Here is a 24,669-nt window from a genome sequence, read left to right on the forward strand (position 1 = left end):
AAATTCCTCTTTTCAAAAAAGCCATTCGTGAATCGTTGGCATCAGTTGGCGCTGGAGCCGGACACGGGTGCCTTGCCGAGGCTGATGATCTTTGGAAAGCCGCTGAGATCGACTTCCGCGGTGCAATTGCTTGCGCGTTCCGGGCAGCTCCATGCCGCTTCGCTGTGGATCCGGCCGTCATCCGGATGAGCGGTGTCGATCAACTCCAGGCGGCCGCTGGCCTTGCCCGCCGATTCGATCGTCAGCGTGCGGGCCTGCTCCGGGCTCCAGGCCACCAGCAGCTGCTCTGCAGCGTTGCCGAAGCGCAACAGCACGGTGCCTTTTTCCGATTCGTCGGCGTGACCGAGGAAGCGGTAGTCACGGATGATCGGGCTGATCGCCTTGAGTGCCCGATAGGCCGGCTTGAGGGCGTAGTCCTGTCGGAGCAGGCCGAAGTTGTGCTCGCGCTCGCGTACGTTGGTACCGTCGTTGCGCCAGTCGTACCACCAGTAACCCCGCACGTTGGGGAGGGTTTTGGCGAGGAAGAAACTGCGCACCAGATAGGCGGCCTGCAGGTTCTCGTCGATGCCGCAGGAACCCTGATACGCCGGCCAGCTCATCTCCGTCAGATAAAGCGGCACCGGCTGACCGGCAGCGCTGGACAGTTCCAGATCGACGTCGGCGAGCCATTCGATCCAGGCCTCCGGTGTGTTTTGCCCGCGCCCGCGGCAATGGACGTAGGGGTGCAGCGAGAGGCCGTCAATCGATTGCATCACGCCGGCTTCGATCAGCCGGGTGGCGAAACCTGATTCGATGCCCTCGGTGGTCACCGCGCCGGCCAGCACCTTGGCGCTCGGATCGTGCTGGCGAATGATGCCCGCGGCATCGGCGATCAACCGTGCATAGTCCTGGGTGAATTGCGGGTCGGTCGGATTCTCGACGTCCCATTCGTTCCACACTTCGTAATGCTTGATCCGGCCTTTGAACTGCTCGGCGACGAACGCGACGTAGCGATTGAAGGCGCTGCGCACCGGTTCGCTGCGCGGCTTTTCCCCAGCGCCATGAAAAGAGTTGCCATAGCCGAGGATGAACAGGCTATCGATCCCCTGGGCTTCGTTGCTCGCCAGATAGTCTTGCCAGTGCGGTTCCACCTGGAGTCGATCGCGCTTTCGCTCCAGAAAGGCCCAGTGGGCATCGGTCCTGACCGACGCGATACCCGCGTCGTGCAGCAGCCGGAATCCCTGGCTCTGGGTATTTCGCAGATGCAGGTCATGCGAGCAGACCCCGAGGATGAAAGGGTCTTCTGCTTGTTGTGCTGGTGCCTGGATGGCCAAGGCAGACAGCGCTGCCACCAGTGCCAGGCGGCGAGTCAGGAGACGTGGGCTCATGGCTGCTCACCCCTCGGTCCCCAGACCCGCGGTTCGTGGCCGGTATGTGGGCTCGCCGTGACTATGCGTCGGTACGGGGCGGGCACCGTCTGCGGCGTCAGCACATGGGCGATGGCCATGCCGAGAAACAAAGTAGCGGTGGTGATCTCCAGCACATCCGTCGCCCAACCGATCAGGCAGGTGCAGAAGACGATGCCCAGTAGCGCATCGCGGATGCGCGGGCCACGGTCATGCAAGCGCAAGAGCAGCGGGAACAACAGCAAGTACAGCAGCACGCCGAACACACCGAGCATTCCCCACAGATATAGCGCGGTGTTGTCGGCGATGCTCAGCAGTTCCAGCCAGGCCAGCGGAAACGCCGCCGCGCTGCTACCGACCGCACCGAACCCGGCCCCCCACCAGCCCCAGCCTTCGTTGACGATGACGTCGATGAAGTTCGGCCAGCTGTTGATCAAGCGGTCATTGAACGATGCCAGCATGCTGGCGCTGTAAGCCTCGCTCTGCGGAATGTTCAGCAACAGGCTGGCGATCGGCAACGCCATGCCGGTCACCACAGCGACGAAAAAAGCCGTGGCGCTGGGGGCGCGATAACCGGCGAGAAACAGCATCACCAGGGTCAACAGATAAGCCGCCGCCGTGGATTTGTTGGTGGTCAGGAAAATCGCACCGAATGCCACCGGGTAAAGCATCAGGCGCAACAGGCGGGACCGCAGGAACGCCGCCAGGAACAGGCTGTACAGCGCGATCATCACGGCCAGGTTGGTCGACATCCGGGCAAAGCCGGCGAGTCGGTCGGTGCTGCCGAAGGCCCAGGACTTGTTCGCGGTCAACTCGACGTCGCCCATCATGTAGCTGTATCCCTTCCACGGTACGTTGGTGAACATGTCCAGGGCGATGCCGATCAGCGACGCCACCAGGCAGAATCCGATCACCCAGCCGAGCAGGCCGGCCCTGCGTTCCAGATAGCGGCCGCAGAACAGTCCGAACAGCAGCGGCAGATAGATGAACAGGCTGAACCCGACATTCCCCGGCGTGGCGCCATGCAGCAGCGCCAGCAGACTCGAAACCGCCACGGCAAACAGCACCAGCCACACTGCGGGAGCGCTCCGTGCGCGGGGTAGTTCCAGCGCCACCGCGGCCAGGCAGGCCAGCTTCGGCAGGTAGAGCAGGGCGGAGACGCCGGCGATGTCGAGGTAGTAGCGCAGCGCCCCGGCGAAGGTTTCGCTGATCAGCAACGAGGCGGCGATCAACGCCAGCAGCGTGGGCTTGTCAATCGCCAGCGGGCTCGGCCTGGGTGGCGAAAGGGTCAGTGGCGTCGGGGTCATCGTGAGCTCTCCGGCCGTGTAGCGCGCCATGCAGGATCGACTGGTACCGATCGAGCATGCGCTCCATGTTCAAAAAGGGTGCGACGCTGTCACGTGCCTGCCGCGACAAACGCTGACGCAGTCCGCTATCGAGGTAGAGCCTGAGCATCGCTCTGCCGAGCGAGTCAGGGTCGTCCGGTGAACAGAGCAGGCCGTTGAGCTCGTCGCTGATGATCTCCGGCAGGCCTCCGCTGTTCGTCGCGATGACCGGCAGATGCTGGGCGCAGGCCTCTACGGCAACCAGCCCGAACGGCTCGGCCCAGATCGAGGGCACCACCAGCACGTCGATATTGCGCATGAAGGTTTCGGCATGCTGATAGCCGACGAAGCGGACCTTGGCCGGATCGGCCATGGCCTTGAGTTGCGCCTCGTCATCCAGCTTGCCGCGCCCGGCAATCTCCAGCGTCGCGTTGATCGATAACGCCTGAAACTGCTCGATCAACCATCCCACACCCTTATTGGCCGACAGCGTGCCGATGTAACCGAAACGCAGCAGGCCGCTGTGCGGGTGACGCGGCGCTGGTACTGCTCCGTCGCCGAGTGAGGTGCTGTTGTGCACCACGTGGCGGCTGGCCTGGCTGAAATAGCCGTACGCCGATACCCGATCGAGAATGAAGCGGCTGACGCCGATCACGGCGGCGACCTGAGTCGAAGTTGCCGCGTGGCCTCGACGGAACGCCGAGCACAGCCCGCACTGGCGTTCGCAGCTATGGCCCTTGTTGAACATGGTGTCCTTCGGGCACAGCAGATAAAGGTCATGCAGCACCTGAACGATCGGAATGCCGGCGGCGCTGATCTCGTCCCACGCCGAGACCGACCAGCCGGTCAGGTTGTGGCAGACCACTACGTCCGGCTGTTCGCGCGCGATCACTTCGCGCACGTAGCTGCGCATCCCACGGTTGTAACGATCGCGGTAGTGCCAGCCGAGGCGCAGCAGTGGGTTCGGCCGGGTCTGGGTGAAATGCCAGTAGAGGTTGCGCAGCCCGGCGCGATAGATCCGCACGCCGCCCAGCTGCTCCTCGTGCAAGCCGTGCTCGGGGCCGGTGGCCAGCACGGCGAGGTCCCAGCCGCGGGCGTGCAGGCCCTCGGCCAGCTGACGCACCACTACTTCCGCACCACCGGCTACATGCGGGGCGTACAGGCTATGCAGAAACAGAATCTTCATGAGCGAACCCTCCCTGATGCGTCAGTCCGCCTGGCAGCGGAGGGCCGGACCGGTTTGCGCAACGCAGCCGCTGAGGTAACGGGTGGGCACGCGTACCTTCTGCTCGCGCTGCAACAGCGTGAGCAGGATCACCGATCGTTCTTCGCCATCTGCGCTGACAAAGATCGCTTCGAGTTCGTTGAAAGTGCCGCCACGCAGTTGCACGCGCTCGCCAGGGCGAAACCTCGGCGGCTCGACCGGGGCCGCCAGCCGCTGGCGCAGCTCTTCGATCAGTGCGTCGCGAACCGGTGTAGGTTCGCCGCCGAAGGCCACCACCCGGGCGACACCACGCGTCGAGCGAATCGGGTACCAATTGTCCAGCCGGCGATCGAGGCGGATGAACAGGTAACCGGGAAACAGCGGCTCACCCGGCTTCTCGTCGCCTGGCAGAGGAGGCTTATGCGGCCGGTAGCATTCGAAGTGCTGGCGTCGAAGGTTTTCTTCGGCGCGGGCTTCCTGTCGGGGTTTGGTCTGGATCAGATACCAGTGCGGATCGCTGTCGAGCGCTGCCATGTGAACTGCCTTCCTTAGGGTGTGATTGCGGAGTTCCGTTTTCGATTGTTCAAGCCGGTTGCGCGGCGCGCTGTTCGATGCCTTCGATGAGGGTGAAGCGCTCGAGCAACGCCCGGGCATCGTCCTGGTTGTTGAACATCAGCACGTCGATCACCGACAGGGCGGGCACGAACGGCTGCTTGAATTGCGGGTAGCTCAGGTCGTCCATGCGCAGAAATCGAAGCGACAGGCCGTGCGACCTGAACAGCGCGGGGCAGTACAGCGACAGCCCGCCGATGGGGTTGATGTAGCGCTCCGCCTGCATCTGTTTGGCGATGGTGATGACGCGCTCCTGCTTGTCCATTTGCGCTGGCAGGCCCAGTTCCGAGCCGATACGGATCGGCGTTGCTATACCCAGGTATGCGCACAGGCTGCGGATCGAGTGCGCGGTGAAGCGGGCCAGGTTGCGTTCCGGTTGCTGCAGGATGTCCGCGATCAGGGCAAGCACTCGTTCCTGCTGCGGCGCGCGGGCATAGGCGAGCTTGAGCATTTTCAGCATCCGTTGCGCTTCCATGGGGAAGTCATCGCACAGCCAGCGCTGGTTGATGGCATCGACTCGTCCACCCTTGCGCAGCGGAAAGGTCAGCAGTTTCGGCTCGCCGTTGACCAGTACGCGGTTACGGTTGATCCAGGATGCCTTGGTGTATTGCAGGTCATCGCCGAGCACGAAGACGTCGCTGTGGGCGATCAGCTGGAAATAACCCAGGTATGGGAACAGATAGGGCTGCATCATCGATACGGTTCTGAGCACGGCGTTTCCCTCGCATGTGTCAGGTTTTTTGAGAATAGCTGTAGTAGCCGTAGGCGCCGGTTTCATAGGCGGTGCTCGAGGCCCGGCGCTTGACGCCGTTGAGAATCGCGCCCTTGAGCAGGACGCCGTTCTGGGCCAGGCGCCGTTTGGAGGCTTCGATCTGGCTGGCGGTGCTTAGTCCGTAGCGCGTCACCAGCAGACAGGTGCCCGCCAGTTGAGCGACCAGAACGGCATCGGTTACGGCCAGCACCGGCGGTGTGTCGATGATGACGAAGTCGTATTCGCGCTCCGCCTCTCTCAGCAGCTTGGCGAAGTTCTCGTGCATGAGCAGCTCGGACGGGTTGGGCGCGGAGCAGCCGCTGGCAATGAAATGCAGGTTGGCCTGGTCGGTCTTGTTGACCACCGCGGCAAGGCGCAGGCCGCTAGCCAGCGCATCCGACAGACCGCTGCGCGGCGCCATGCCGAACATTCCGGCGAGATAGCCGCGACGCATGTCGGCGTCGATGAGCAGCACCCGTTGGCCCGTCTGCGCGATGACCGACGCCAGGTTGCTGGAGACGAAGGATTTGCCCACCGAGGGCGTCGGGCTGGTGATCACCAGCAGCTGGTTGCGCGCCTCGAGCATGGCGAACTTGAGGCTGGTGCGCAGACTGCGCAGCGACTCGATCGCCAGATCGGCCGGGTCGGCGGCGCCCAACAGCTTGCTGCGCCCATCGCGAACTTTTCTCAGTCGGTAGAGCTGCTCCTGTTTTGCTGAAAAAGGTAGCGCGGCATACACCGGAACCCCGAGGTGTTCGATGGTTTCGGGACTCTCGATGCCCCGATAGAACACTTGCCTCAGCAGGATCACCACGGCCGAGGCCAGCAGGCCGACGAAAATGGCGACCAATACCACCAGGGGTTTGATTGGCTTGGCCGGCTTTTCCACGACTGCATAGGCACTGTCGATGATCCGCACGTTGCCGATGGTGCCGGCACGCAGGATGTCCTGTTCCTGAGCTTTGTCGAGCAGCAGGGTATAGGTGCGCGTGGTGACCTGCATGTCGCGGTTCAGGCGCAACAATTCCTGCTGGGTCATCGGCAGGGTGTCGATCTTGCTCATCAGCGCGGCCTTCTGCGCTTCCAATTGGCCGATCTTCTTCATCAGCGTCCGGTAGGTCGGGTGCTCGGGGGTGTAGAGCTGGTTGTATTCGGTGCGCTTGAGGTTGTGCTCGGATATCTGCGCCTCCAGCGCGACGATCTGGTCGAGCACGCCCTTGGTTTCGATGCTGATGTCCACCGACTGGGCGCTGGTCTGGTAATCGTTGAGCGCCGCTTCGGCCTTCTCCAGTTGCTTGCGCACCAGCGGCACCTGCGAGCGCAGGAATTCGAGGCGCTGCGCCGCCTCGGCAGAGCTGCGTTCGATGTTCTGACGTACATACAGGCGACTGATCTGATCGAGCACCCGATTGGCCTTGTCCGCGTCAGGGTCTTCCAGCGTGAGGTAGATGATTCCGGAATCCTTGCCGGCTTCGCCCACCTTCAGGCGCTTCTGGTAATCCAGCGCGGTGGTCTGCGGACGACTGCGCACCACTGTGAATTCGGTGCCCGGACGCGCCTTGAGCTCGGCGATCTGGATGCTGAACCCTTGTTGCTGCACGGCCTGATGGCTGCTGCCGCTGAGCAGCAGGTGCTCGTCCTCGTCATACAGGCTGAACGTATCGGCGACACCGGCGCGCAGCGTCAGCTTTTCGCCCAGATAGGCGTCAGGCACGTCCAGCTGGAAGACGTCCAGCTTCTCGCCGCCCCAGGCGTAGCTGGTCAGGCCCAGCAGTGGCGCTGCGAGCTCACCGTCCTTGACCGGATCATGCAGGCGCGCGATGTAGCCGCCCAGAAGCGGGACGTACTTGGGGCGAACCGTGATATAGAGCTTCAACGCCTCGACCGTGCGCCCCAGTACCGAGCGCGACTTGATCAATTCGATCTCGGTGACCGCCTGGGACACCGAGTTCGGCCTGGGAATGGCCTCCGGTACGCCGGTGATACCCGCTTTTTTCGGTTCGATCTGGATCATCGCGCTGGCCTGGTAGACCGGTGTGGCGACGATGGCGTAACCCACGCCGAGCAGCGCGAAAAAGCAGGTGATGCTGAAGATCAGCGCCTTGTGATCGAACGCCACGCGCAGAATGCGCGCCAGGTCGATACGGTTGTCCCCGTCGTATTCCAGGGAAGAGCGGGCCATGGCGGTCATTGTGGATCCTTCCTTGATTGTTGCGGCATCGGTGTAGCGGTTGTCAGGCACCAGGCATCAGCCTGCGCAGCAGGTTGACGCTGATGTTCTGGAACGCCTGGCTCAGCGCCTGGAGCTTGCTGAGCGGAGAGATCAAGGCCAGCGCCTGGGTGAACACCTGGATCATGAAATATTCGAACAGCGACTGATTGCCGATCCGCTGGTAGTAGCGGGCCAGGCTGTAATAGGCGTGCATGGTCATCTGGATGCGCTGCTTGCTGCTGCGCATGGAAAAGATGCCACCTTCATGCACACGGTAGGCGGCCGGCTTTATCTCCTTGAGGAACTTGCCCTTGCCGTGGGTGCCGAGCAGCGACCACCAGCAGATGTCCAGCACCTCGACGCCGTGCAGTTCCGGTGGCAGCTCATGCACCAGGTTGCGAAAGCAGGCGGTGAGGGTGGACACCGGTCGTCCCTGCATCAGCTGCCGGGCGGTGGCGTCTCGGCGGTAGCGGCCCTGCATGTGCGGGCTACGTACGACGCCCTGGCTGTTGAACATGACGGCGTCGTGATAGGTCATCACGTAGTCGCGGTGCTTCTCGAGAAAGTCGACCTGAATCTGCAGTTTGTGCGGGTCTGTCCAGTAATCGTCGCCTTCGCAATAGGCGATGTACTTGCCGTGGGCCTGAGCGAACAGCCGGGTGCTGAACGGGACGCCCTTGCGGTACTGGTTTTCGGTCTGGTAGATCGGCTTGATCACTTGCGGATAGCGCGCGGCATATTCGTGGATGATCGTCGCGGTGGCATCGGTCGAGGCGTCGTCATGGACGATGATCTCGAATGGAAAGGTCGTCTCCTGCCGGAGGAAGCCATCCAGTGTTTCGCTGATGAAGGCTGCATGGTTGTAGGCCAGGCAGACGATGCTCAGCAGCGGCACGCGCCGGTCACCCCAGCCGGCCATCAAGGCCTGTTCGTTTTTCGGTTGCATGTCCATGTCAGACGCTCGACCGGGTCATCAAAAGGTAAAGTCGCAGAACGACGGGTTTGGAGGTAAAGGCGACCAGCGTCAGGCAGATCAAGCCGCTGACGGCCAAGCCCAGCAGAATGTCGAAGCGGTTGTCGCTGGCGATGGCGGTGAACAGGGGTTCGCCAATCAGCAGGCCGAGGCCGGTCATGGCGGTGATGCGCAGAAGATCCTGCAGCCATGGGCGATGCAGACCGGCGGCGAAGCGTTTGTGGACCATTGGCGGCCAGATCAGGAAGGTCAGCATGCGTAACCCGAACCAGACCAGTGCTGCGCCATATACGCCGTGCTCCAGTGCCGCATAGATCACCAGCGGGATGCTCAATGCCGCGCTGATCAGGCTGAACCACACGTGCAGGCGCAGCTGGCCATAGGCGTATTGCAGGTAGAACTGGAAGGCGGTGACGGCCATGATCGCGCTGCCCAGCACGTACCAGGGCAATACGAGGCGGCTCCATTGCGCCGCCTCGGGGTCTCCGGTCCAGGCGAAAATCAGGTCGGCGGAATGGAAGGCAATCACCCCCGCCAGCGGAAACAGCAGACTGCAGACGAACCGTGTGGCATTGAGGTAGAGCGCCTGCATGTCGCCGATCCGCTCTTGCGCGACAAGCATCGTCATGCGCGGCAATAAGGTCTGCACCAGCGGGTTGGTGAGCGTCATGATCCCGGTCGAGATCAGTGCGACCAGCGAGAAGTAACCGTATTCCTTGAGCAGCAGCACGTTGGACAGCAACACCTTGTCCAGCTGCGTCAGGATAATCCACAGCACCGACGTCAGAGACATGCCGGCGGCGAACGGCAGCACCGGCTTGACCGCCGCCCAGTCGAAACCGGTCAGCAGCGTCGGGGTGGGCATCAGCGCATAGGCCTTGGCGCCGAAGATCAGCGTCTCGATCAAGGCGACCGCGGTCTGGAAGACGAAGAAGTCGAGCGGGTTCTGGCTGATGTTGGCCACCAGGAACAGGCCACCGAAATAGCGCAGGGTAGCGATCAGGATGTTGGCGCCGTTCAGCCACGCGTGCAGCTCGAGCCCCTGCAGACCACTTTTATAGAGCGTGGCGTATAGCTTGAGGCCGACCATCAGCCCCATCAGGCTGATGCAGTGAACGATGGTCAGGGTGTCGAGATCCTGCGCTTGCAGCCAGCGCTGGGCGACCCAGCCGCTCGAGCCGTGGATAGCGAAAATCGTCAGCGACGCTACGGGCAGGAAGATGATCTCGAACGAGCGCAGCAAGCGTCCGGGTTCGTGGCGCCGGACCTCGGGACGTCCGCGAAAATGCGCGATCTGGCGGACCAGTGACGGCGAGAGCCCAGCGTCCAGCAGTTGCAGCCATGCCTGTAGCACAGCGAAAAACCCGATCAGGCCGTAGGCCTCCGCCCCCAGGTGCCCGAGATAGAAGGGCAGGATGAGGATGCCGACGAGCAAGGCATACGCCTGCCCGATATAGCTCAGGCCGGTGTTGCGGATCATCGATAGTTTTCGATCAGCCATGTAATCGGACCGCCGGAAGTGATTCAGAAGAGACGCTTGCATTCGGGGGCGGACAAGCCGAAGCGGTGTTCCATCAGCCCGATCGTGTTGGCCTGCGGCCAGAAGCGCTCCACCTGTGGCGGGGTGCGTCGGGTCGCTTCGTCCAGCAGGGTCTGGATCACGGTGTTCTGGATCGCTCGAGGCAGGCCCGGATAGATCGGCAGGCACAGCACCCGGCGGCTCAACGAACGTGACTGGATCTGCGGCGGTTGGGGTTGCAGGTAGCCGAGCGTATCCAGCGAGGGGTAGAAGTAGCGCCTGGGGTTGATGCCTTTGCCGTTCAGCGCGGTGCGGCAGCGCAGGAGCTGGTCCTCGTTGGCCAGGCCGATCGGAAAGTAGCTGTGGTTGCGTTGGGAATGCGGTTGCTGTTGCTGCAGGTCGAAGTGGTCGCCGAGCTGTTGCTCGTAGCGACTGGCGATTTCTTGCCGTTCTTCCAGAATCAGCGCCATGTCGTCGAGAATGCACAACCCCATCGCGGCAGCGAATTCGTTCAGCTTCGCGTTGATGCCGATGCCATCGATGATGTCGGTATCGACGATGCCGAAGTTGCACAGCAGGCGAATCCTGGCGGCCAGCGCATCGTCGTTGGTGACGATGGCGCCTCCTTCGATGGTATGGAACAGTTTGGTCGCGTGAAAACTGAGGGTGCTGATGTCCCCCCAGCTGAACACCGATCGCTCCTTGTAACGCACGCTGAAGGCGTGCGCGCCGTCATAGATCACCTTCAGGCGATGGCGCTCGGCTACGCGCGCAATGCCTTCCACGTCACACGCGTTGCCGAAGACGTGGGTGGCGACGATGGCGCGCGTGTCGCTGTCGATGCGCGCTTCGATCGCCTGCGGGTCCAGATTCCAGCTGGCCTTGTCGATGTCGGCGAAAATCGGACGGATACCTTCCCACTGCAGCGAGCTGGTGGTGGCCACGAAGCTGAACGGGGTCGTAATGGCGCTGCCCGACAGACCCAGCGCACGATAGGCGATCTGCAGCGCCAGGGTGCCGTTGTTAGTGAGGATGATGTTGCGAACACCCAGGTATTCACGCAGGCGTTCCTCCAGCTCGGTAACCAGCGGGCCGTGATTGGTCAGCCAACCGGACGCATAGATGCTGTCGACATAGCTGAGAAACTTGGCTTTGTTGCCCAGGTACGATTGGGTGACATTGATCATCATGGATGTCCTTATCGTCGTCACATCGAGATCGGCAGGCGTTGTTCAGGTCTGTTCGGTCATACGGCCCGCTGAGTACCGAGGACGGTCGCGCGGCGGGCACGGCGCTGGTTCAGCTTGAGAATCAGGCGTGTCGCAAGGCTGCCGGCGTGCGGGTCGCCGAAGTGAAAGATGGCGGTTGCGCGGCGGCTGGCGGGATCGCAGGGCTCGTTTGCATGCAACGTGCGGTAGCCCCAGAACAGATACAGATTGCCCGGAACCAACTGGAGTTTTTTGGGCTTCAACAGGCGTCGACGAATGGCTGCAGTTATCAACTTACGGCTCAGCGCGTTCTGCAGCAGTGCCTTTTCCAATACGTTGAACAGTACGTTCGAGCGTACCGGGCGCAGATTAGGGAACATGATCAGATCGCCCCGATCGGTTCCGTTCTGGGGTATCTCGATCGGTAACAAAACGGTCACAAGACTGGCGTCGTAATGAAAGCAGTTGGATTCACGGCGGCCTGAATTCCCTTGCACGCAGCGCAACACCTTCAGAACTTCGTCGTTGAAGGCGGATTTTCCGGCTCCTGCTTGATAGAGACTCGCTAGCAGCTGCCGAAACTCCGGCGCAGCGCCTAGGACGCCCAATAGAGAACTTTCGATCTCGCTGCCGCCATGGTGAGCGAAATACTGGCCGTTATGTTTTGCGGCGTCGGTCCGGACCTGTTCCTTTAATTCGGACAGTTGCTGAGGGGTAAGGAAGTTGGCAACGCAGCAACTGCCCTTGGTTGTCATTTCATTTGAGATCAAGGTATGTGAATTGATATCGATGCGAAATGAAGTATTCACGAGGAGCTCCGGAATATTGTTTTCGGATAAACAGCGCAGCGAGCTAATAAAACATGATGCAACGAAATATATCGCGCGCTTTTTAAAATGCTCAACTAATGGCGGCTGATGAAAGGGCGTTTTTTAAAAGCGTTAGCTGAGGCTGTTCTATGTGCGCACAACTTTCCATTGTGCAAAGCTACCGCCAATGGCGGTTGTGGCCGCTCGTTTTTTTGTTGCTCCGAGAGATGTAGTGCCCTGCGAATGCCAGCGTTGGCAAGGCTTTAAGCCATGGCTACCGCACTCGGCTAAATCTCGAGAGGAGCAAAAAAGTAAAGTTCTAGTGCAGTACAGCGCTGAGCTGTAAGGGGGAAGCCATCCCTGTGCACTGACGGCTGCAATAACGGGTAAACCAGCTTGCGGCTCGGGAAACATCCTGTCTCATGGTTGTGACGTAGTTATCATTCAGAACCCGTTTTCAGTCAAGACGAGTCGAGAAATTTTTATATAGGCGGCGGGCTTTTTTTTGTAATCCCTTGATGGGCAAGGAATAAAAAAATCGTTCTGTTTTCAGACTTTTAAAGCGCGTTCTGGACTATCCATCCTTGGGATTAAACCGATCGGTTGAGTGGGGCGCGTTAGCTGATTACTAAACTAGCCTGTTATGGGCACAAAAAAGGCGAACAAAGCTGAGGAGGGCGCAAGCGAAAGCAGCTGCGTGGGCGAGTAAGGAAGGGGCTACGCAAATGGCACAACGAAAAAAGGCCACTCGAGAGAGTGGCCTTTTTTCGTATTTGGTTGCGGGAGCCGGATTTGAACCGACGACCTTCGGGTTATGAGCCCGACGAGCTACCAGACTGCTCCATCCCGCGTCTGTGGGGCGGCATTCTACAGGCTGGAGGTGTGATGTCAACCGTAGGCTGAAAAGAAAGCTTTTTTATTCAAGCGGTTAGCCGTTTCGCTCAAGCGTCCGCGCTAATCGGGCACCGGCCAGTGGCTGCGCCTGAACGAAAAAAGGCCACTTAAGAGAGTGACCTTTTTCGTATTTGGTTGCGGGAGCCGGATTTGAACCGACGACCTTCGGGTTATGAGCCCGACGAGCTACCAGACTGCTCCATCCCGCGTCTGTGGGGCGGCATTCTACAGCTTTCGGTGGCGCTGTCACGGCTTTATTGGGTGACGGCGCGATTTATTCCGTTGCGCAACGAAACCTTGGCGCCGGTTTGCTCTGCCACGTTGCCGATACGCTGGCTCCGCGGCGCTTCCGTTCCGGCTTTGTGGTGATAGCGAGTGACTCGTAGCATTCCCCAGAGCATGGCCAACGCGGCAGCGCTCCAGCCCACGATCATCAAGAGGATTACCACAGCGGGTGCAATCATTGTTGGATTCCTTTCTAACCTGACAACTGCTCTCTGATGAATCGGACCCGGGTTCGGAACGACGGTTCCGCTCGCCGTTGGTCGGTCGTGCTGTACGGCAGCGCACGGTGCCCCCGTCCAATTGCCTAAAGAGTGACCGCAATGCCGAAAGGAGGCCCTTATGCGTAAATCTCTGCTGATAGTGCTTGGCTCGCTGGCCGGGTTCGTCGCGACGATCGACGCCGCCGGCGCATCGCCTGGCGTGGCGCCTGATCCTCAACGGTTGGCGCAGAACACCGGTGCGGCTGATCGCTCGCTGGGCAATGGCTCCATGGGCCTTGGTGAAGGAATCGAGCGGTTACCCGAGCGTCGTGAAGTGGAGCGCGAGAGCCATGACGATCCACATGCGCCCAACGCCTATGACGAAGCGGACCACGGCGACACCCACCCTGACATGGAGCACCGCCCCCGCCGAACGCTGGGGGAGCGGGGCGACGACTGACCCATCACCAGAGGATCCACGACATGATGAGCAAGATACTGCTGATGAGCGCCGGCCTGATGTGCATATCCGGCCTCGCATTAGCTGATACCGACCACGACCTGTCCGCTCCATCGACCACCGGTACCGAAGCCATGGAGCAGCCTTCATCGCAGATCGATGATGCAGGCCCGGACTGGCGGGACGGCGACGAGGCTGTAGATGACGACGACTCGGCCGGGCTAGGGACCATGGGCGCTGGGGTGAGGGGAACCACGGGCGGAATGGGCGCGACCACCGGCACCGACACGCTCGAAGATCGCGACGCCGAAACGGAGCAGTAGCCGCCGAGTGACGCGACGGGGCCGTTCCTTCGGCTCATCCAGCTCCGTACAATGCGCTCCTTTTGCGAGTGGGCCGTTTTCGATGCAGATTGCCTTGGCGCCGATGGAAGGGCTGGTCGATGAGATTCTTCGTGATGTGCTGACCGGCGTAGGCGGCATCGACTGGTGCGTGACCGAATTCATTCGCGTGTCGGATCGTCTGCTGCCGCCGTCCAGCTTCCGCAAGCTGGCGCCCGAGCTCGACAGCGCCGCCAGGACCCGGGCCGGCACGCCGTTGCGCGTGCAGCTGTTGGGCTCCGATCCGCTTTGCCTGGCCGATAACGCCGCCTTTTCCTGTACCCTCGGGGCGCCTGCCATCGACCTCAACTTCGGCTGTCCAGCCAAGACTGTGAGCAAGTCTCGAGGCGGTGCGGTGCTGCTCAAGGAGCCCGAGCTGCTGCACAGCATCCTGCGCGAAGTGCGCAAGGCCGTGCCCGCGCATATCCCGGTCACCGCCAAGATGCGACTGGGTTTCGATAGCCCCGATGGCGCACTGGACTGCGCGCGGGCACTGGTCGAGGGTGGCGCCGAGCAATTGGTGGTGCATGCCCGGACCAAGGTGGATGGTTACAAGCCGCCAGCGCACTGGGAATGGGTCGCCAAGGTTCAGGACGTGGTTGCCGTACCGGTGTTCGCGAACGGCGATATCTGGTCGCTCGACGATTGGCGCCGTTGCCGCGAAGTCAGCGGGGTCGAGGACATCATGCTGGGCCGTGGCCTGGTGTGTCGGCCTGATCTGGCACGTCAGATTTGTGCGGCGAAGCAAGGCGTGACAATCGAGCCGATGTCCTGGGAAGACCTGCAACCGCTGCTGGCGGACTTCTGGATACAGGCACGTCGCAAGATCTCTCCTCGATATGCACCTGGCCGCCTCAAACAGTGGCTTTCCTTGCTCACCCGCAGCTATCCGCAAGCCGTTTCGCTGTTCGCGCAGCTGCGTCGGGAAAACGATTGCGCGCGGCTGGACGCCTTGCTGGGCGTCGACAGCGAGACGATAGCGTTCGAGGCGGCCATCTAGCGGCCGCCACTCACGTCCAGCAATGCGCCACTGGTATAGCTGGCTTTGGCGCTGGCGAGCCAGAGAATGGCCTGGGCGACTTCTTCCGCTTCGCCACCGCGGCCCATGGGTACGCTGGCCTTGACGCGCTCGACGCGTCCTGGCTCGCCACCACTGGCGTGGATTTCGGTGCGAATCACGCCCGGCCGCACGGCGTTGACGCGGATACCCTCGGCTGCCACTTCCTTGGCGAGCCCCAGGGTCATGCTGTCTATGGCGCCTTTGGCCGCCGCATAGTCGATGTACTCGTTCGGCGCACCGAGTTTGGCTGCTATCGACGAGACGTTGACGATGGCGCCGCCGTTTCCACCGTGAAGGGTCGACATGCGCCTCACCGCCTCGCGGGCGCAGAGAAAGCTTCCGGTGACATTGACGGCGAACACGCGTGCCAGCCGCGCCGCGTCCATGTCTTCCAGGCGCATCTGGCGTTCCAGCATACCTGCATTGTTGACCAGCACATCGAGCCGTCCGAATTCGGCGTCGATTGCCGCGAAGAGCGCCGCAACCTGCGCTTCGTCCGCCACGTCGGCGGCGACCGCGATGGCCCGTGCTCCGCTGCGCTGAAGCTCATCGAGCAACTGCTGCGCGGCGTCCTGCCGATGATGGTAGTTCAGGCAGAGGGCGTAGCCTTCGGCCGCCGCGAGCCTCGCAGTGGCGGCGCCGATGCCGCGACTGGCACCGGTGATCAACATAACTCTGGACATGAAAAACCTCCGACGAACGGTCTTGAAATGGATCGGCCAATACCTATCTAGGGCGATACAGGATGCCGAATTCGGGTCCTGTGTAACCACTCGCTGAATCTCAGGAGATAGCAAAATGACCAGTTTTTCGATGGCTCCACTGTTTCGCCAATCCATTGGCTTCGATCGTTTCAACGATCTGTTCGAGTCGGCCTTGCGCAATGACGCGGGCAGCTCGTTTCCGCCCTACAACGTGGAAAAGCATGGCGATGATCAGTACCGCATCATCGTAGCAGCTGCCGGTTTCCAGGAGTCCGACCTGGACCTGCAAGTCGAGCGTGGCGTGCTGACCATCAGCGGCGGCAAGCGCGAGAGCGCGGGCGATAACGTCACCTACTTGCATCAGGGTATCGCCCAGCGAGCATTCAAGCTCTCGTTCCGCCTTGCCGACCATATAGAGGTCAAAGGCGCTGCGCTCAACAACGGCCTGCTGGCGATCGAGCTCGAGCGCGTCGTGCCCGAGGAAGCCAAGCCCAAGCGCATCCCGATCAACGGCGAGCGTCTGGCGCTGGAAGAGGCCTGATCCACGGGCGCCTGAGGCGCTCCGTTGACTGATGACGAACCCCGCCGCCCGGCGGGGTTTCGTTTTCTCAGATGCCGATCAGCGGCGTGACGAGTGAGCTTCCAGCAACTGGCAGAAGACCGTCAGGCGTAGCGGCTGGCTGAACAGATAACCCTGATACAGATGGCATCCCTGAAGTTGCAGCAGATCGAGCTGAGCCTGTTGCTCGACGCCTTCGGCAATGACTTCCAGGCCTAGGCTTCGCGCCATCGCGATGATGGCGCGGATGATCTCCGCGTCGTTCGAGTCCTCCAGGGCATCGCGCACGAACGATTGGTCGATCTTCAACAGGTTCACCGGCAGACGCTTCAGGTAGGTCAGTGAGGAGTAGCCCGTGCCGAAGTCATCCATGGCGAAGCTCACGCCGTGCCGGCAGAGGCGGCGCATTTTGGCGATGGTGTCGTCGAGGTTCTGGATCACGATGCCTTCGGTGATTTCCAGCTTGATCATCTCGTGTGGCAGATTGGTGGTCTTGAGCGTCGCGAGGATGCGCTCGACGAACTCACTCTGGCGAAACTGGCGCGGACTGATATTGACGCACAGGCTGAAGCTGTCGGCGTTCACCAGGCGGTTGGCCAGCAACGCAGCGCCGATCCGGCAGGCCTCTTTTATGACCCAGTCGCCGACCTCGACGATCAGGCCGCTTTCCTCCAGCACATCGATGAACTGAGCCGGCGACCGGGTGCCATGCTCCGGGTGGTGCCAGCGCAGCAGAACTTCGGCGCCGATCACCGCACCGGAGCGCGCATTGACCTGCGGTTGCAGCTGTAGCTCGAATTCGTTGCGCTGCAGCGCCAGACGCAGCTCGCTTTCCAGCTTCAGACGCGCACTGGCGGCCTCCTGCATGGTGGTACGGAACAGCTGGATGGCGTTGCGCCCGGCATCCTTGGCCCGGTAAAGGGCTATATCGGCGCGCTTCAGCAGGTCGGCCGGCGTTTCACCGTGATCCGGCATCAATGCAATGCCGATGCTCGGCGTGACCTGCAGTCGGTTCCCCTCGAAGACCATCGGTTCGGCGAGCAGGGTTCGCAGCTTTTCGGCGAACTGGCGAACATGCCGGGTGACCTCCGAGCGCCTGCCGGTCAGGCCGGTCAGCAGCACTACGAATTCGTCGCCGCCAAGGCGGGCGACGGTGTCTTCCTGGCGAATACTGGCTTCCAGGCGCGCGGTGATCATCTTCAGGACAGCATCGCCGACCGGGTGCCCTAGCGAATCGTTAATGTGCTTGAAGTGATCGAGATCGAGAAAGAGCAGGGCGCCGCGCATGTTGTGCCGCTTGTGCAGCGACGCTTGCTGGTTCAGGCGTTCCATCAGCAGCGTGCGGTTGGGCAGGTTGGTCAGCGGATCATGGTAGGCAAGGTGCTGGATCTGCGCGCGAGCGGCTTTCAGGCGGCTGATGTCGCGAGCGGACAGCAACAGGCAGTCGGTGCCGTTGAGCTCGATCGGCTCGACCGATACTTCGATATGCCTGGGCTTGCCGTGGCGGTCCTGGCCGACCATTTCCCAGTTGGTCACGCGGCCGTCGCGCTCCAGCCTCTCGAGTAGTTCCTGGCGTTGTGCCCCTGGCCAGAGTTTCAGCTCCGCAGAGGTCCGACCGATGGCCTCCTCCGAGCGGTAGCCGGTCAGGCGGTAGAAACCCTCGTTGGCTTCGATGAAGCGGCCGGTGCGGCGTTCGCTGATGATGATGGCGTCAGGGCTGGAGTGGAACGCAGTGGCGAATTTGGTCTCGCTCACCTTCAGCGCAGCTTCGGCCTGCTGGCGCTTGGTTATGTCTCGGAAGGTGGTGACGATGCACAGCCGTCGATCGATCCGGATGAAGCGGCTGGAGACCACGCATGTGACGTGCTGGCCGCTCTTGGTGCGAAATTGCGCCTCGGCGTTTTCCAGGTGCTGATCGCGCGACATCTGTTGGTAAAGCGACTGGCGCTGCGCCTCGTCGCGCCAGATGCCGATTTCCGGAGCCGAGCGCCCGATGATCTCGTGGCTCTGCCAACCGAATACGGCGCTGAAGCTGGGGTTGATATCGATGAACACGCCGTCGCGGATGCGCGAAAGCGAGATAGGGTCGGGGCTGCCCTGGAACAACGCGGAGAATTTGGCTTCGGAGGCGGCGAGGTGTTGTTCGCGCAGCACCCTTTCGGTGGCATCGATGATGATCCCCGCCATCCGCAGCGGCTCGCCGTGAGCATCCCGATACAGCTTGGCGGTGCTTTCCAGATGCCGCGCCGTGCCGTTTGGATGTTGCGCCTGGTAGGTCGTCTGGTAGGTCTGGTGCCGTCCGGCAAGCAGGTCGCTGTACGCTTCACGCATGGTCTGGCGGTTATTCGGCGCGACGCTGCGGAAGAACTCACGAAACGATCCGTCGAACGGACCTTCGACAATTCCATGCAGTTCCGATGCGCGGGCCGATGCATAAAGCCGGTCACTGGGGATATGCCACTCCCAGTAGCCCAGCTCCGCCGAGGCGAGCGCCAGCTCGAGACGTTCCTGGCTGTCTTCCAGTGCCTGGGCCTGGATATGCTGCTCGGTGATGTCGCGCACGGTACCGACCAGGACCGCCGGCTCCGTTTCGGCGGCCTGGGGCAGGCCCTCTATTTCCAGCCAGCGTACGCTGGCGTCCGGTAGGCGCACCCGGTGGCGGATACGCAGGCGCGTGTCGTTGCCTGCACGCACCGAGCGGGCAATGGCCTCGACATCGGCGCGATCGTCCTCGACGACCAGCGCCAGGTAGTGCTCCAGGGATATTTCAGCGAGAGACTCATCGAGCCCCAACAGGCGGCCGGTGCCGGCAGAGCCGTGCATGACGCCCCGCTGAAGATCCCAGGACCAGATGCCGAATCCCGCATCGCTGAGCATCGACAGCAGTCGCGTGGCGTCTCGCCAGGGTTTGGCCGCTTCGCTTGCGCCAATATCGTTCGCGGACTCAGGTGGCAGCATGAACGGCCTCGATCGGGTGGAGCCAGACGTCGCGCTTCGGTCGGCAGGCGATGCTCATGGGATTCCCAGAACCTTATAGTTGTGCGGCGAACTTATCCGTAGCTAATGGCAAAGTGCAAGTGCGGTTAGTCGGCTTCCAGCAGTGCCATGAACGCCTTCGCCGCATTGGACAGGGTGCGCTCGGTGTGGGTGATGTAACCGAGCTGCCGCGACAGCTGAACACCCGGCACGGGCAGACGCACCACCTGGTCATCGAGCATCGTGCGTGGCAGCACGCTCCAGGCGATGCCGATGGACACCATCATCTTGATCGTCTCCATGTAGTTGGTGCTCATCGCGATGTTCGGCACCAGACCCTCGCGCTCGAACAGCCGCTGGGCGATATGGTGGGTAAAGGTATTGCCGCCCGGAAACACCGCGGGATAGTGGGCAATGTCTGCCAGGCTGGCTTCGGGCATTCTTGCCAGCGGATGTTCGGGCGCCACCACGAAGTCGAGCGGATCATCCCAGACCTTGCGGGCTCGAACCGGCGCGGCCGTTTGCGGCGCGAGCGTGATCACGGCCAGCTCCGCGCGCCCGTGCAGCACTTCGTCGTACGCAATTTCCGAATCGAGAAAGCGAATGTCCAGGTTGACCTGGGGATAGGCGCGGGTGAACGCACGCAACAAAGGTGGCAGACGGTGCAGGCCGATGTGGTGGCTGGTCGCCAGAGATAGTCGACCGCTGATGTCGCCGTTGAGATTGGTCAATGCGCGGCGGGTATCGTCCAGTACATTGAGAATCTGGTAGGCGCGCGGAAGCAGCGCTCTGCCGGCCTCGGTCAGGCCGATATCGCGTCCCAGTCGATCGAACAACCGGACGTTCAGTTGCGACTCCAGCGCGGCCAGGCGTTTGCTGACCGCCGGCTGGGTCAGGTGCAGGCGTTCTGCTGCCAGCGAGAAGCTTCCCGTCTCGGCAATAGCTATGAAGGCGTTGAGGGCGGCAAGGTCCATCGGGCTGCTCCGGCGTGACTTGAGGAAAGCTCGTTGCGTACAGCTTATGTTATTCCTGCCCGGAATGGTTTGAATGAAAAATATGAATTTGAGTAATTCGACCGCGCGCCATAGCATTCACCCCATAAGCAAAAGGGCTATAGCCCGACGTACTGATGAGGAAAGTCCGATGGCCGGCAAAACGCTCTACGACAAGCTCTGGGAAATGCACGAGGTCAAACGTCGCGATGATGGCTCGTCGCTGATCTACATCGATCGCCACATTCTTCACGAAGTGACCTCGCCGCAGGCGTTCGAGGGGTTGCGTCTGGCTGGACGCAAGCCTTGGCGTATCGACGCCAACATCGCCACGCCGGATCACAACGTGCCGACCACCAAGGGCGAACGCCAGGGCGGTCTGGAAGCCATCGCCGACGAGGTATCGCGCATCCAGGTGCAGACCCTCGACGAGAACTGCGATGACTTCGGCATTCTCGAATTCAAGATGAATGACATCCGTCAGGGCATCGTGCACGTGATCGGCCCGGAGCAGGGCGCAACCCTGCCTGGCATGACGGTGGTCTGCGGTGACTCGCACACCTCGACACACGGCGCTTTCGGCGCGCTGGCTCATGGCATCGGCACCTCGGAGGTCGAGCATGTGCTGGCCACCCAATGCCTGGTGGCGAAGAAGATGAAGAACATGCAGGTGCGGGTCGAGGGCAAGCTGCCCTTCGGCGTGACCGCCAAGGACATCGTCCTCGCCGTGATCGGCAAGATCGGCACAGCGGGCGGCAACGGACATGCACTGGAATTCGCCGGCAGCGCCATCTGCGATCTGTCTATGGAAGGCCGCATGACCATCTGCAACATGTCCATCGAGGCCGGTGCGCGCGTGGGTATGGTCGCGGTCGACGAGAAGACCATCGCTTATGTCGAAGGGCGGCCGTACGCGCCGAAGGGCGCCGACTGGGAGCGCGCCGTCGCCGCCTGGAAAGACCTGGTCTCCGATGCCGATGCGGTGTTCGATACCGTGGTTGAGCTGAAGGCCGAAGACATCAAGCCGCAGGTCAGCTGGGGCACTTCGCCGGAGATGGTACTGGCCGTCGACCAGAACGTGCCGGACCCGGCTGCCGAAGCCGATCCGGTCAAGCGCGACTCGATCACCCGGGCGCTCAAATACATGGGCCTGCGGGCCAACCAGCCGATCACTGAGATTCAGCTCGACCGGGTTTTCATTGGTTCGTGCACCAACTCGCGCATCGAAGACCTGCGCGCGGCGGCCGAGGTGGCGAAAGGCCGCAAGGTGGCGGCTACCGTCAAGCAGGCGATGGTCGTGCCGGGCTCGGGCCTGGTGAAGCAGCAGGCCGAAGCGGAAGGGCTGGACAAAGTGTTCCTCGAAGCCGGTTTCGAATGGCGCGAGCCGGGCTGCTCCATGTGCCTGGCCATGAACCCCGACAAGCTGGGCAGTGGCGAACATTGTGCGTCCACATCCAATCGCAACTTCGAAGGCCGGCAGGGTGCCGGCGGCCGGACGCATCTGGTCAGCCCGGCCATGGCCGCGGCGGCCGCCGTGACCGGCCGTTTCGTCGATGTGCGTGAATTGATCCAGGCCTGAGGAGACCGACATGAAGCCATTTACCCAGCACACCGGTCTCGTAGCGCCGCTCGATCGGGCGAACGTGGACACCGACCAGATCATTCCCAAGCAATTCCTGAAATCGATCAAGCGCACCGGATTCGGTCCCAACCTCTTCGATGAGTGGCGCTATCTCGATGTGGGCCAGCCCAACCAGGATTGCTCGACCCGGCCGCTGAACAAGGAGTTCGTGCTCAACTTCCCGCGTTACCAAGGCGCGAGCGTGCTGCTGGCGCGCGAAAACTTCGGTTGCGGCTCGTCCCGTGAGCATGCGCCTTGGGCACTCGAGGAATACGGTTTCCGGGCCATCATCGCGCCGAGCTTCGCCGATATCTTCTACAACAACAGCTTCAAGAACGGCTTGCTGCCGATCGTGCTGAAGGAAGAGGAAGTGGATGCGCTGTTCGAGCAGGCAGAGGCCACCGAGGGCTATCAGCTCACCGTGGATCTGGCGGCGCAGACGGTAACGCGCCCGGATGGCGTGCAGTACGGCTTCGAGGTCGACGCGTTTCGCAAGCACTGCCTGCTCAACGGGCTGGACGATATTGGCCTGACCCTGCAGGACGCGGAGGCGATCAAGGCCTTCGAAAACGGTCATCAGCAGCGTCAGCCATGGCTGTTCGGCGCTATCCGTTAACCGGTTGCTGATCGCTCGCCAACCAAGGAGTCTCGCGTGAACGATAACGCTCATAGCCAGGTAGTACAAAAGCAGTTCGGGGAGCAGGCCAACGCCTACCTGAGCAGTGCGGTGCATGCGCAAGGTCCCGAGTTCGGCGAGCTGCTGGCTGCGGTGGAGGGCCGCGGCGACGCGCAGCTGCTCGACCTGGGGTGCGGTGCCGGGCATGTGTCCTTCCACCTGGCCCCGACAGTAGGCAAGGTGATCGCGTACGACCTGTCCCAGCAGATGCTCAATGTGGTTACGCATGCAGCGCAGGCGCGAGGGCTGGATAACATCGAGACGGTGCATGGTGCGGCCGAGCAACTGCCGTTCGAGGATGGCCGTTTCGATTTCGTCGTCAGTCGTTACTCGGCCCACCACTGGAGCGATCTTGGCCAGGCGTTGCGTGAGGTGCGGCGTGTGCTCAAACCGGGCGGCGTGGCAGCCTTCGTCGATGTCGTCGCGCCCGGCTTGCCGCTGCACGACACCCATTTGCAGGCCGTCGAGCTGCTGCGCGACAACAGTCATGTTCGTGACTACTCGCCGGCCGAGTGGGCTCGTCAGCTGGGTGAAGCGGGGCTGCAGGTCACCTCCGGCAAGCTACAGCGCTTGCGGCTCGAGTACCGGTCCTGGGTCGAGAGGATGCGGACGCCCGAGGTGTTCCGCGCCGCTATTCGCCAGTTGCAGCGCGAGGCCAGCCAAGAGGTCCGCGCCTATTTTGAAATTGCCGACGACGGCTCGTTCAGCACCGACGTGTTGCTGATCTGGGCCGGGCGTTGATCCCAACCTGGCGTTCATGCGCCTAACGAGAGAGCACGATGAGCAAACAGATTCTGATTCTTCCCGGTGATGGCATCGGTCCGGAAATCATGGCCGAAGCGGTCAAGGTGCTGCAGCTCGCCAATGACAAGTTTCAGCTCGACTTGCAACTGAGCTACGACGAGTTGGGCGGGGCGGCGATCGACAAGTACGGTGTGCCCCTGGCCGACGAGACGCTGGAGCGTGCTCGCGCAGCCGATGCCATCCTGCTCGGCGCCGTCGGTGGCCCGAAGTGGGACACCATCGACCCTGCCATCCGTCCGGAGCGGGGGCTGTTGAAAATCCGTTCGCAGCTCGGCCTGTTCGGCAATCTGCGCCCGGCGCTGCTGTACCCGCAGCTGGCCGAAGCCTCCAGCCTGAAGCCTGAAATCGTTGCCGGGCTGGATATTCTTATCGTCCGTGAACTGACCGGCGGTATCTATTTTGGTCAGCCGCGCGAGAGCAAGGTGCTGGAGAACGGCGAGCGCATGGCCTTCGATACCCTGCCTTACAGCGAGAGCGAAATCCGCCGGATCGCCAGGGTCGGTTTCGACATGGCCCGCGTTCGTGGCAAGAAGCTCTGCTCGGTGGACAAGGCCAACGTCCTGGCGTCCAGCCAGCTGTGGCGCGCCGTGGTGGAAGAGGTTGCGAAGGACTACCCCGATGTCGAACTCAGCCATATGTACGTCGACAACGCGGCGATGCAACTGGTGCGCGCACCGAAGCAATTCGACGTGATCGTGACCGACAACATGTTCGGCGACATCCTGTCGGACGAAGCTTCCATGCTGACCGGCTCCATCGGCATGCTGCCGTCTGCTTCACTCGATTCGAACAACAAGGGCATGTACGAGCCCTGCCATGGCTCGGCACCGGATATCGCAGGCCAGGGTATCGCCAATCCGTTGGCAACCATTCTTTCGGTTTCGATGATGCTGCGTTACAGCTTCAATCAGGTCGCCGCCGCGGACGCCATCGAGCAGGCCGTCAGCAATGTGCTCGACGAGGGGCTGCGTACAGGCGATATCTGGTCCGACGGCTGCAAGAAGGCCAATACTCAAGCAATGGGTGACGCAGTAGTCGCGGCGCTCGCGAAGTTGTAATC

At 61.9% G+C, this 24,669-nt stretch carries 22 protein-coding genes and 2 tRNA genes; 8 read left to right on the top strand and 16 right to left on the bottom strand.

Translation table 11 applies throughout. The features are described from left to right. Positions 1–41: 41 nt before the first annotated feature. The 13 genes from KCX70_RS08980 to KCX70_RS09040 form a co-directional block, all read right to left on the bottom strand. Positions 42–1,367 carry a hypothetical protein gene (locus tag KCX70_RS08980; RefSeq protein WP_212619962.1) on the bottom strand — a complete coding sequence of 442 codons (1,326 nt, stop codon included), beginning with the start codon at positions 1,365–1,367 and terminating at the stop codon, positions 42–44. Next, positions 1,364–2,692: a hypothetical protein gene (locus KCX70_RS08985; protein WP_102850951.1), complete on the bottom strand. Its 1,329-nt coding sequence runs from the start codon at positions 2,690–2,692 to the stop codon at positions 1,364–1,366. The genes KCX70_RS08980 and KCX70_RS08985 overlap by 4 nt, the downstream gene beginning before the upstream one ends. Continuing rightward, positions 2,637–3,896 carry a glycosyltransferase family 4 protein gene (locus KCX70_RS08990; protein WP_212619963.1) on the bottom strand — a complete coding sequence of 420 codons (1,260 nt, stop codon included), beginning with the start codon at positions 3,894–3,896 and terminating at the stop codon, positions 2,637–2,639. The genes KCX70_RS08985 and KCX70_RS08990 overlap by 56 nt, the downstream gene beginning before the upstream one ends. 21 nt (positions 3,897–3,917) lie before the next feature. Continuing rightward, entirely contained in the window at positions 3,918–4,448 is a 531-nt protein-coding gene (gene rfaH, locus KCX70_RS08995) for a transcription/translation regulatory transformer protein RfaH (RefSeq protein WP_212619964.1), read from the bottom strand. Positions 4,449–4,497: 49 nt separating this feature from the next. Then, the gene (locus tag KCX70_RS09000) at positions 4,498–5,238 is read right to left on the bottom strand and encodes a WbqC family protein (protein WP_212619965.1); all 741 of its coding nucleotides are present in this window, start codon (positions 5,236–5,238) and stop codon (positions 4,498–4,500) included. A gap of 19 nt (positions 5,239–5,257) precedes the next feature. After that, complete coding sequence (locus tag KCX70_RS09005; RefSeq protein WP_212619966.1) at positions 5,258–7,468, bottom strand: polysaccharide biosynthesis tyrosine autokinase; 2,211 nt, start codon at positions 7,466–7,468, stop codon at positions 5,258–5,260. A gap of 43 nt (positions 7,469–7,511) precedes the next feature. Continuing rightward, a complete protein-coding gene (locus tag KCX70_RS09010) occupies positions 7,512–8,435 on the bottom strand; it encodes a glycosyltransferase family 2 protein (RefSeq protein ID WP_212619967.1) in 924 nt (307 codons plus the stop codon). A 7-nt stretch (positions 8,436–8,442) separates the two neighbouring features. Further along, positions 8,443–9,963, bottom strand: a complete 1,521-nt coding sequence (locus KCX70_RS09015) for a lipopolysaccharide biosynthesis protein (RefSeq protein WP_212619968.1) — start codon at positions 9,961–9,963, stop codon at positions 8,443–8,445. A gap of 23 nt (positions 9,964–9,986) precedes the next feature. Next, complete coding sequence (locus tag KCX70_RS09020; protein ID WP_212620306.1) at positions 9,987–11,168, bottom strand: DegT/DnrJ/EryC1/StrS family aminotransferase; 1,182 nt, start codon at positions 11,166–11,168, stop codon at positions 9,987–9,989. Between the two features lie 59 nt (positions 11,169–11,227). Continuing rightward, positions 11,228–11,944, bottom strand: coding sequence for a hypothetical protein (locus KCX70_RS09025; protein WP_212620307.1), 717 nt, complete (start codon positions 11,942–11,944; stop codon positions 11,228–11,230). A gap of 828 nt (positions 11,945–12,772) precedes the next feature. Continuing rightward, positions 12,773–12,849: transfer RNA gene (locus KCX70_RS09030), tRNA-Met, on the bottom strand. 175 nt (positions 12,850–13,024) lie between these two features. After that, positions 13,025–13,101, bottom strand: a tRNA-Met gene (locus KCX70_RS09035). Between the two features lie 45 nt (positions 13,102–13,146). Then, entirely contained in the window at positions 13,147–13,356 is a 210-nt protein-coding gene (locus tag KCX70_RS09040) for a hypothetical protein (RefSeq protein ID WP_212619969.1), read from the bottom strand. A 160-nt stretch (positions 13,357–13,516) separates the two neighbouring features. Here KCX70_RS09040 and KCX70_RS09045 point away from each other — a divergent pair, with 160 nt between their 5' ends. The 3 genes from KCX70_RS09045 (at position 13,517) to KCX70_RS09055 (ending at position 15,217) form a co-directional block, all read left to right on the top strand. Continuing rightward, entirely contained in the window at positions 13,517–13,837 is a 321-nt protein-coding gene (locus tag KCX70_RS09045) for a hypothetical protein (RefSeq protein ID WP_212619970.1), read from the top strand. A gap of 23 nt (positions 13,838–13,860) precedes the next feature. Further along, on the top strand, positions 13,861–14,160 hold the full coding sequence (locus KCX70_RS23265) for a hypothetical protein (RefSeq protein WP_249121721.1): 300 nt from the start codon (positions 13,861–13,863) through the stop codon (positions 14,158–14,160). Positions 14,161–14,242: 82 nt separating this feature from the next. Beyond that, entirely contained in the window at positions 14,243–15,217 is a 975-nt protein-coding gene (locus KCX70_RS09055) for a tRNA dihydrouridine synthase (protein ID WP_212619971.1), read from the top strand. Here KCX70_RS09055 and KCX70_RS09060 read toward each other — a convergent pair. Continuing rightward, on the bottom strand, positions 15,214–15,960 hold the full coding sequence (locus KCX70_RS09060; RefSeq protein ID WP_212619972.1) for an SDR family oxidoreductase: 747 nt from the start codon (positions 15,958–15,960) through the stop codon (positions 15,214–15,216). The two genes, KCX70_RS09055 and KCX70_RS09060, sit on opposite strands and share 4 nt — an antisense overlap. Before the next feature lie 115 nt (positions 15,961–16,075). Between KCX70_RS09060 and KCX70_RS09065 the strand changes: the two genes are divergently transcribed. Further along, positions 16,076–16,522 (top strand): Hsp20 family protein, encoded by a 447-nt coding sequence (locus tag KCX70_RS09065; RefSeq protein WP_212619973.1) that lies wholly within the window; start codon positions 16,076–16,078, stop codon positions 16,520–16,522. A gap of 78 nt (positions 16,523–16,600) precedes the next feature. Here the strand turns inward: KCX70_RS09065 and KCX70_RS09070 are convergent, their stop codons facing one another. Next, on the bottom strand, positions 16,601–19,498 hold the full coding sequence (locus KCX70_RS09070) for an EAL domain-containing protein (RefSeq protein WP_212619974.1): 2,898 nt from the start codon (positions 19,496–19,498) through the stop codon (positions 16,601–16,603). 125 nt (positions 19,499–19,623) lie between these two features. Next, positions 19,624–20,490: a LysR family transcriptional regulator gene (locus tag KCX70_RS09075; RefSeq protein WP_212619975.1), complete on the bottom strand. Its 867-nt coding sequence runs from the start codon at positions 20,488–20,490 to the stop codon at positions 19,624–19,626. Between the two features lie 169 nt (positions 20,491–20,659). Between KCX70_RS09075 and leuC the strand changes: the two genes are divergently transcribed. From leuC to leuB, 4 genes are read left to right on the top strand one after another with little or no spacing between them, the layout of a single operon-like run. Next, positions 20,660–22,087: a 3-isopropylmalate dehydratase large subunit gene (gene leuC, locus KCX70_RS09080; protein ID WP_212619976.1), complete on the top strand. Its 1,428-nt coding sequence runs from the start codon at positions 20,660–20,662 to the stop codon at positions 22,085–22,087. Between the two features lie 10 nt (positions 22,088–22,097). Next, a complete protein-coding gene (gene leuD / locus KCX70_RS09085; RefSeq protein WP_021208069.1) occupies positions 22,098–22,745 on the top strand; it encodes a 3-isopropylmalate dehydratase small subunit in 648 nt (215 codons plus the stop codon). Positions 22,746–22,781: 36 nt separating this feature from the next. Continuing rightward, positions 22,782–23,546, top strand: a complete 765-nt coding sequence (locus KCX70_RS09090) for a class I SAM-dependent methyltransferase (RefSeq protein ID WP_212619977.1) — start codon at positions 22,782–22,784, stop codon at positions 23,544–23,546. A 38-nt stretch (positions 23,547–23,584) separates the two neighbouring features. Next, complete coding sequence (gene leuB / locus KCX70_RS09095; RefSeq protein WP_021208067.1) at positions 23,585–24,667, top strand: 3-isopropylmalate dehydrogenase; 1,083 nt, start codon at positions 23,585–23,587, stop codon at positions 24,665–24,667. The last annotated feature ends 2 nt before the right edge of the window (positions 24,668–24,669 follow it).

This window comes from Stutzerimonas stutzeri (assembly GCF_018138085.1).
In the GTDB taxonomy this organism is placed as follows: domain Bacteria; phylum Pseudomonadota; class Gammaproteobacteria; order Pseudomonadales; family Pseudomonadaceae; genus Stutzerimonas; species Stutzerimonas stutzeri_AI.

Coding starts and splice junctions, on each gene's coding strand:
- KCX70_RS08985 (WP_102850951.1), bottom strand. CDS start 2,692: ATGACCCCGACGCCACTGACCCTTTCGCCACCCAGGCCGAGCCCGCTG.
- KCX70_RS09075 (WP_212619975.1), bottom strand. CDS start 20,490: ATGGACCTTGCCGCCCTCAACGCCTTCATAGCTATTGCCGAGACGGGA.
- KCX70_RS09010 (WP_212619967.1), bottom strand. CDS start 8,435: ATGCAACCGAAAAACGAACAGGCCTTGATGGCCGGCTGGGGTGACCGG.
- leuC (WP_212619976.1), top strand. CDS start 20,660: ATGGCCGGCAAAACGCTCTACGACAAGCTCTGGGAAATGCACGAGGTC.
- KCX70_RS23265 (WP_249121721.1), top strand. CDS start 13,861: ATGATGAGCAAGATACTGCTGATGAGCGCCGGCCTGATGTGCATATCC.
- KCX70_RS08990 (WP_212619963.1), bottom strand. CDS start 3,896: ATGAAGATTCTGTTTCTGCATAGCCTGTACGCCCCGCATGTAGCCGGT.
- rfaH (WP_212619964.1), bottom strand. CDS start 4,448: ATGGCAGCGCTCGACAGCGATCCGCACTGGTATCTGATCCAGACCAAA.
- KCX70_RS09020 (WP_212620306.1), bottom strand. CDS start 11,168: ATGATCAATGTCACCCAATCGTACCTGGGCAACAAAGCCAAGTTTCTC.
- KCX70_RS09040 (WP_212619969.1), bottom strand. CDS start 13,356: ATGATTGCACCCGCTGTGGTAATCCTCTTGATGATCGTGGGCTGGAGC.
- KCX70_RS08980 (WP_212619962.1), bottom strand. CDS start 1,367: ATGAGCCCACGTCTCCTGACTCGCCGCCTGGCACTGGTGGCAGCGCTG.
- KCX70_RS09025 (WP_212620307.1), bottom strand. CDS start 11,944: ATGACAACCAAGGGCAGTTGCTGCGTTGCCAACTTCCTTACCCCTCAG.
- leuB (WP_021208067.1), top strand. CDS start 23,585: ATGAGCAAACAGATTCTGATTCTTCCCGGTGATGGCATCGGTCCGGAA.
- leuD (WP_021208069.1), top strand. CDS start 22,098: ATGAAGCCATTTACCCAGCACACCGGTCTCGTAGCGCCGCTCGATCGG.
- KCX70_RS09045 (WP_212619970.1), top strand. CDS start 13,517: ATGCGTAAATCTCTGCTGATAGTGCTTGGCTCGCTGGCCGGGTTCGTC.
- KCX70_RS09015 (WP_212619968.1), bottom strand. CDS start 9,963: ATGGCTGATCGAAAACTATCGATGATCCGCAACACCGGCCTGAGCTAT.
- KCX70_RS09055 (WP_212619971.1), top strand. CDS start 14,243: ATGCAGATTGCCTTGGCGCCGATGGAAGGGCTGGTCGATGAGATTCTT.
- KCX70_RS09070 (WP_212619974.1), bottom strand. CDS start 19,498: ATGCTGCCACCTGAGTCCGCGAACGATATTGGCGCAAGCGAAGCGGCC.
- KCX70_RS09065 (WP_212619973.1), top strand. CDS start 16,076: ATGACCAGTTTTTCGATGGCTCCACTGTTTCGCCAATCCATTGGCTTC.
- KCX70_RS09005 (WP_212619966.1), bottom strand. CDS start 7,468: ATGACCGCCATGGCCCGCTCTTCCCTGGAATACGACGGGGACAACCGT.
- KCX70_RS09060 (WP_212619972.1), bottom strand. CDS start 15,960: ATGTCCAGAGTTATGTTGATCACCGGTGCCAGTCGCGGCATCGGCGCC.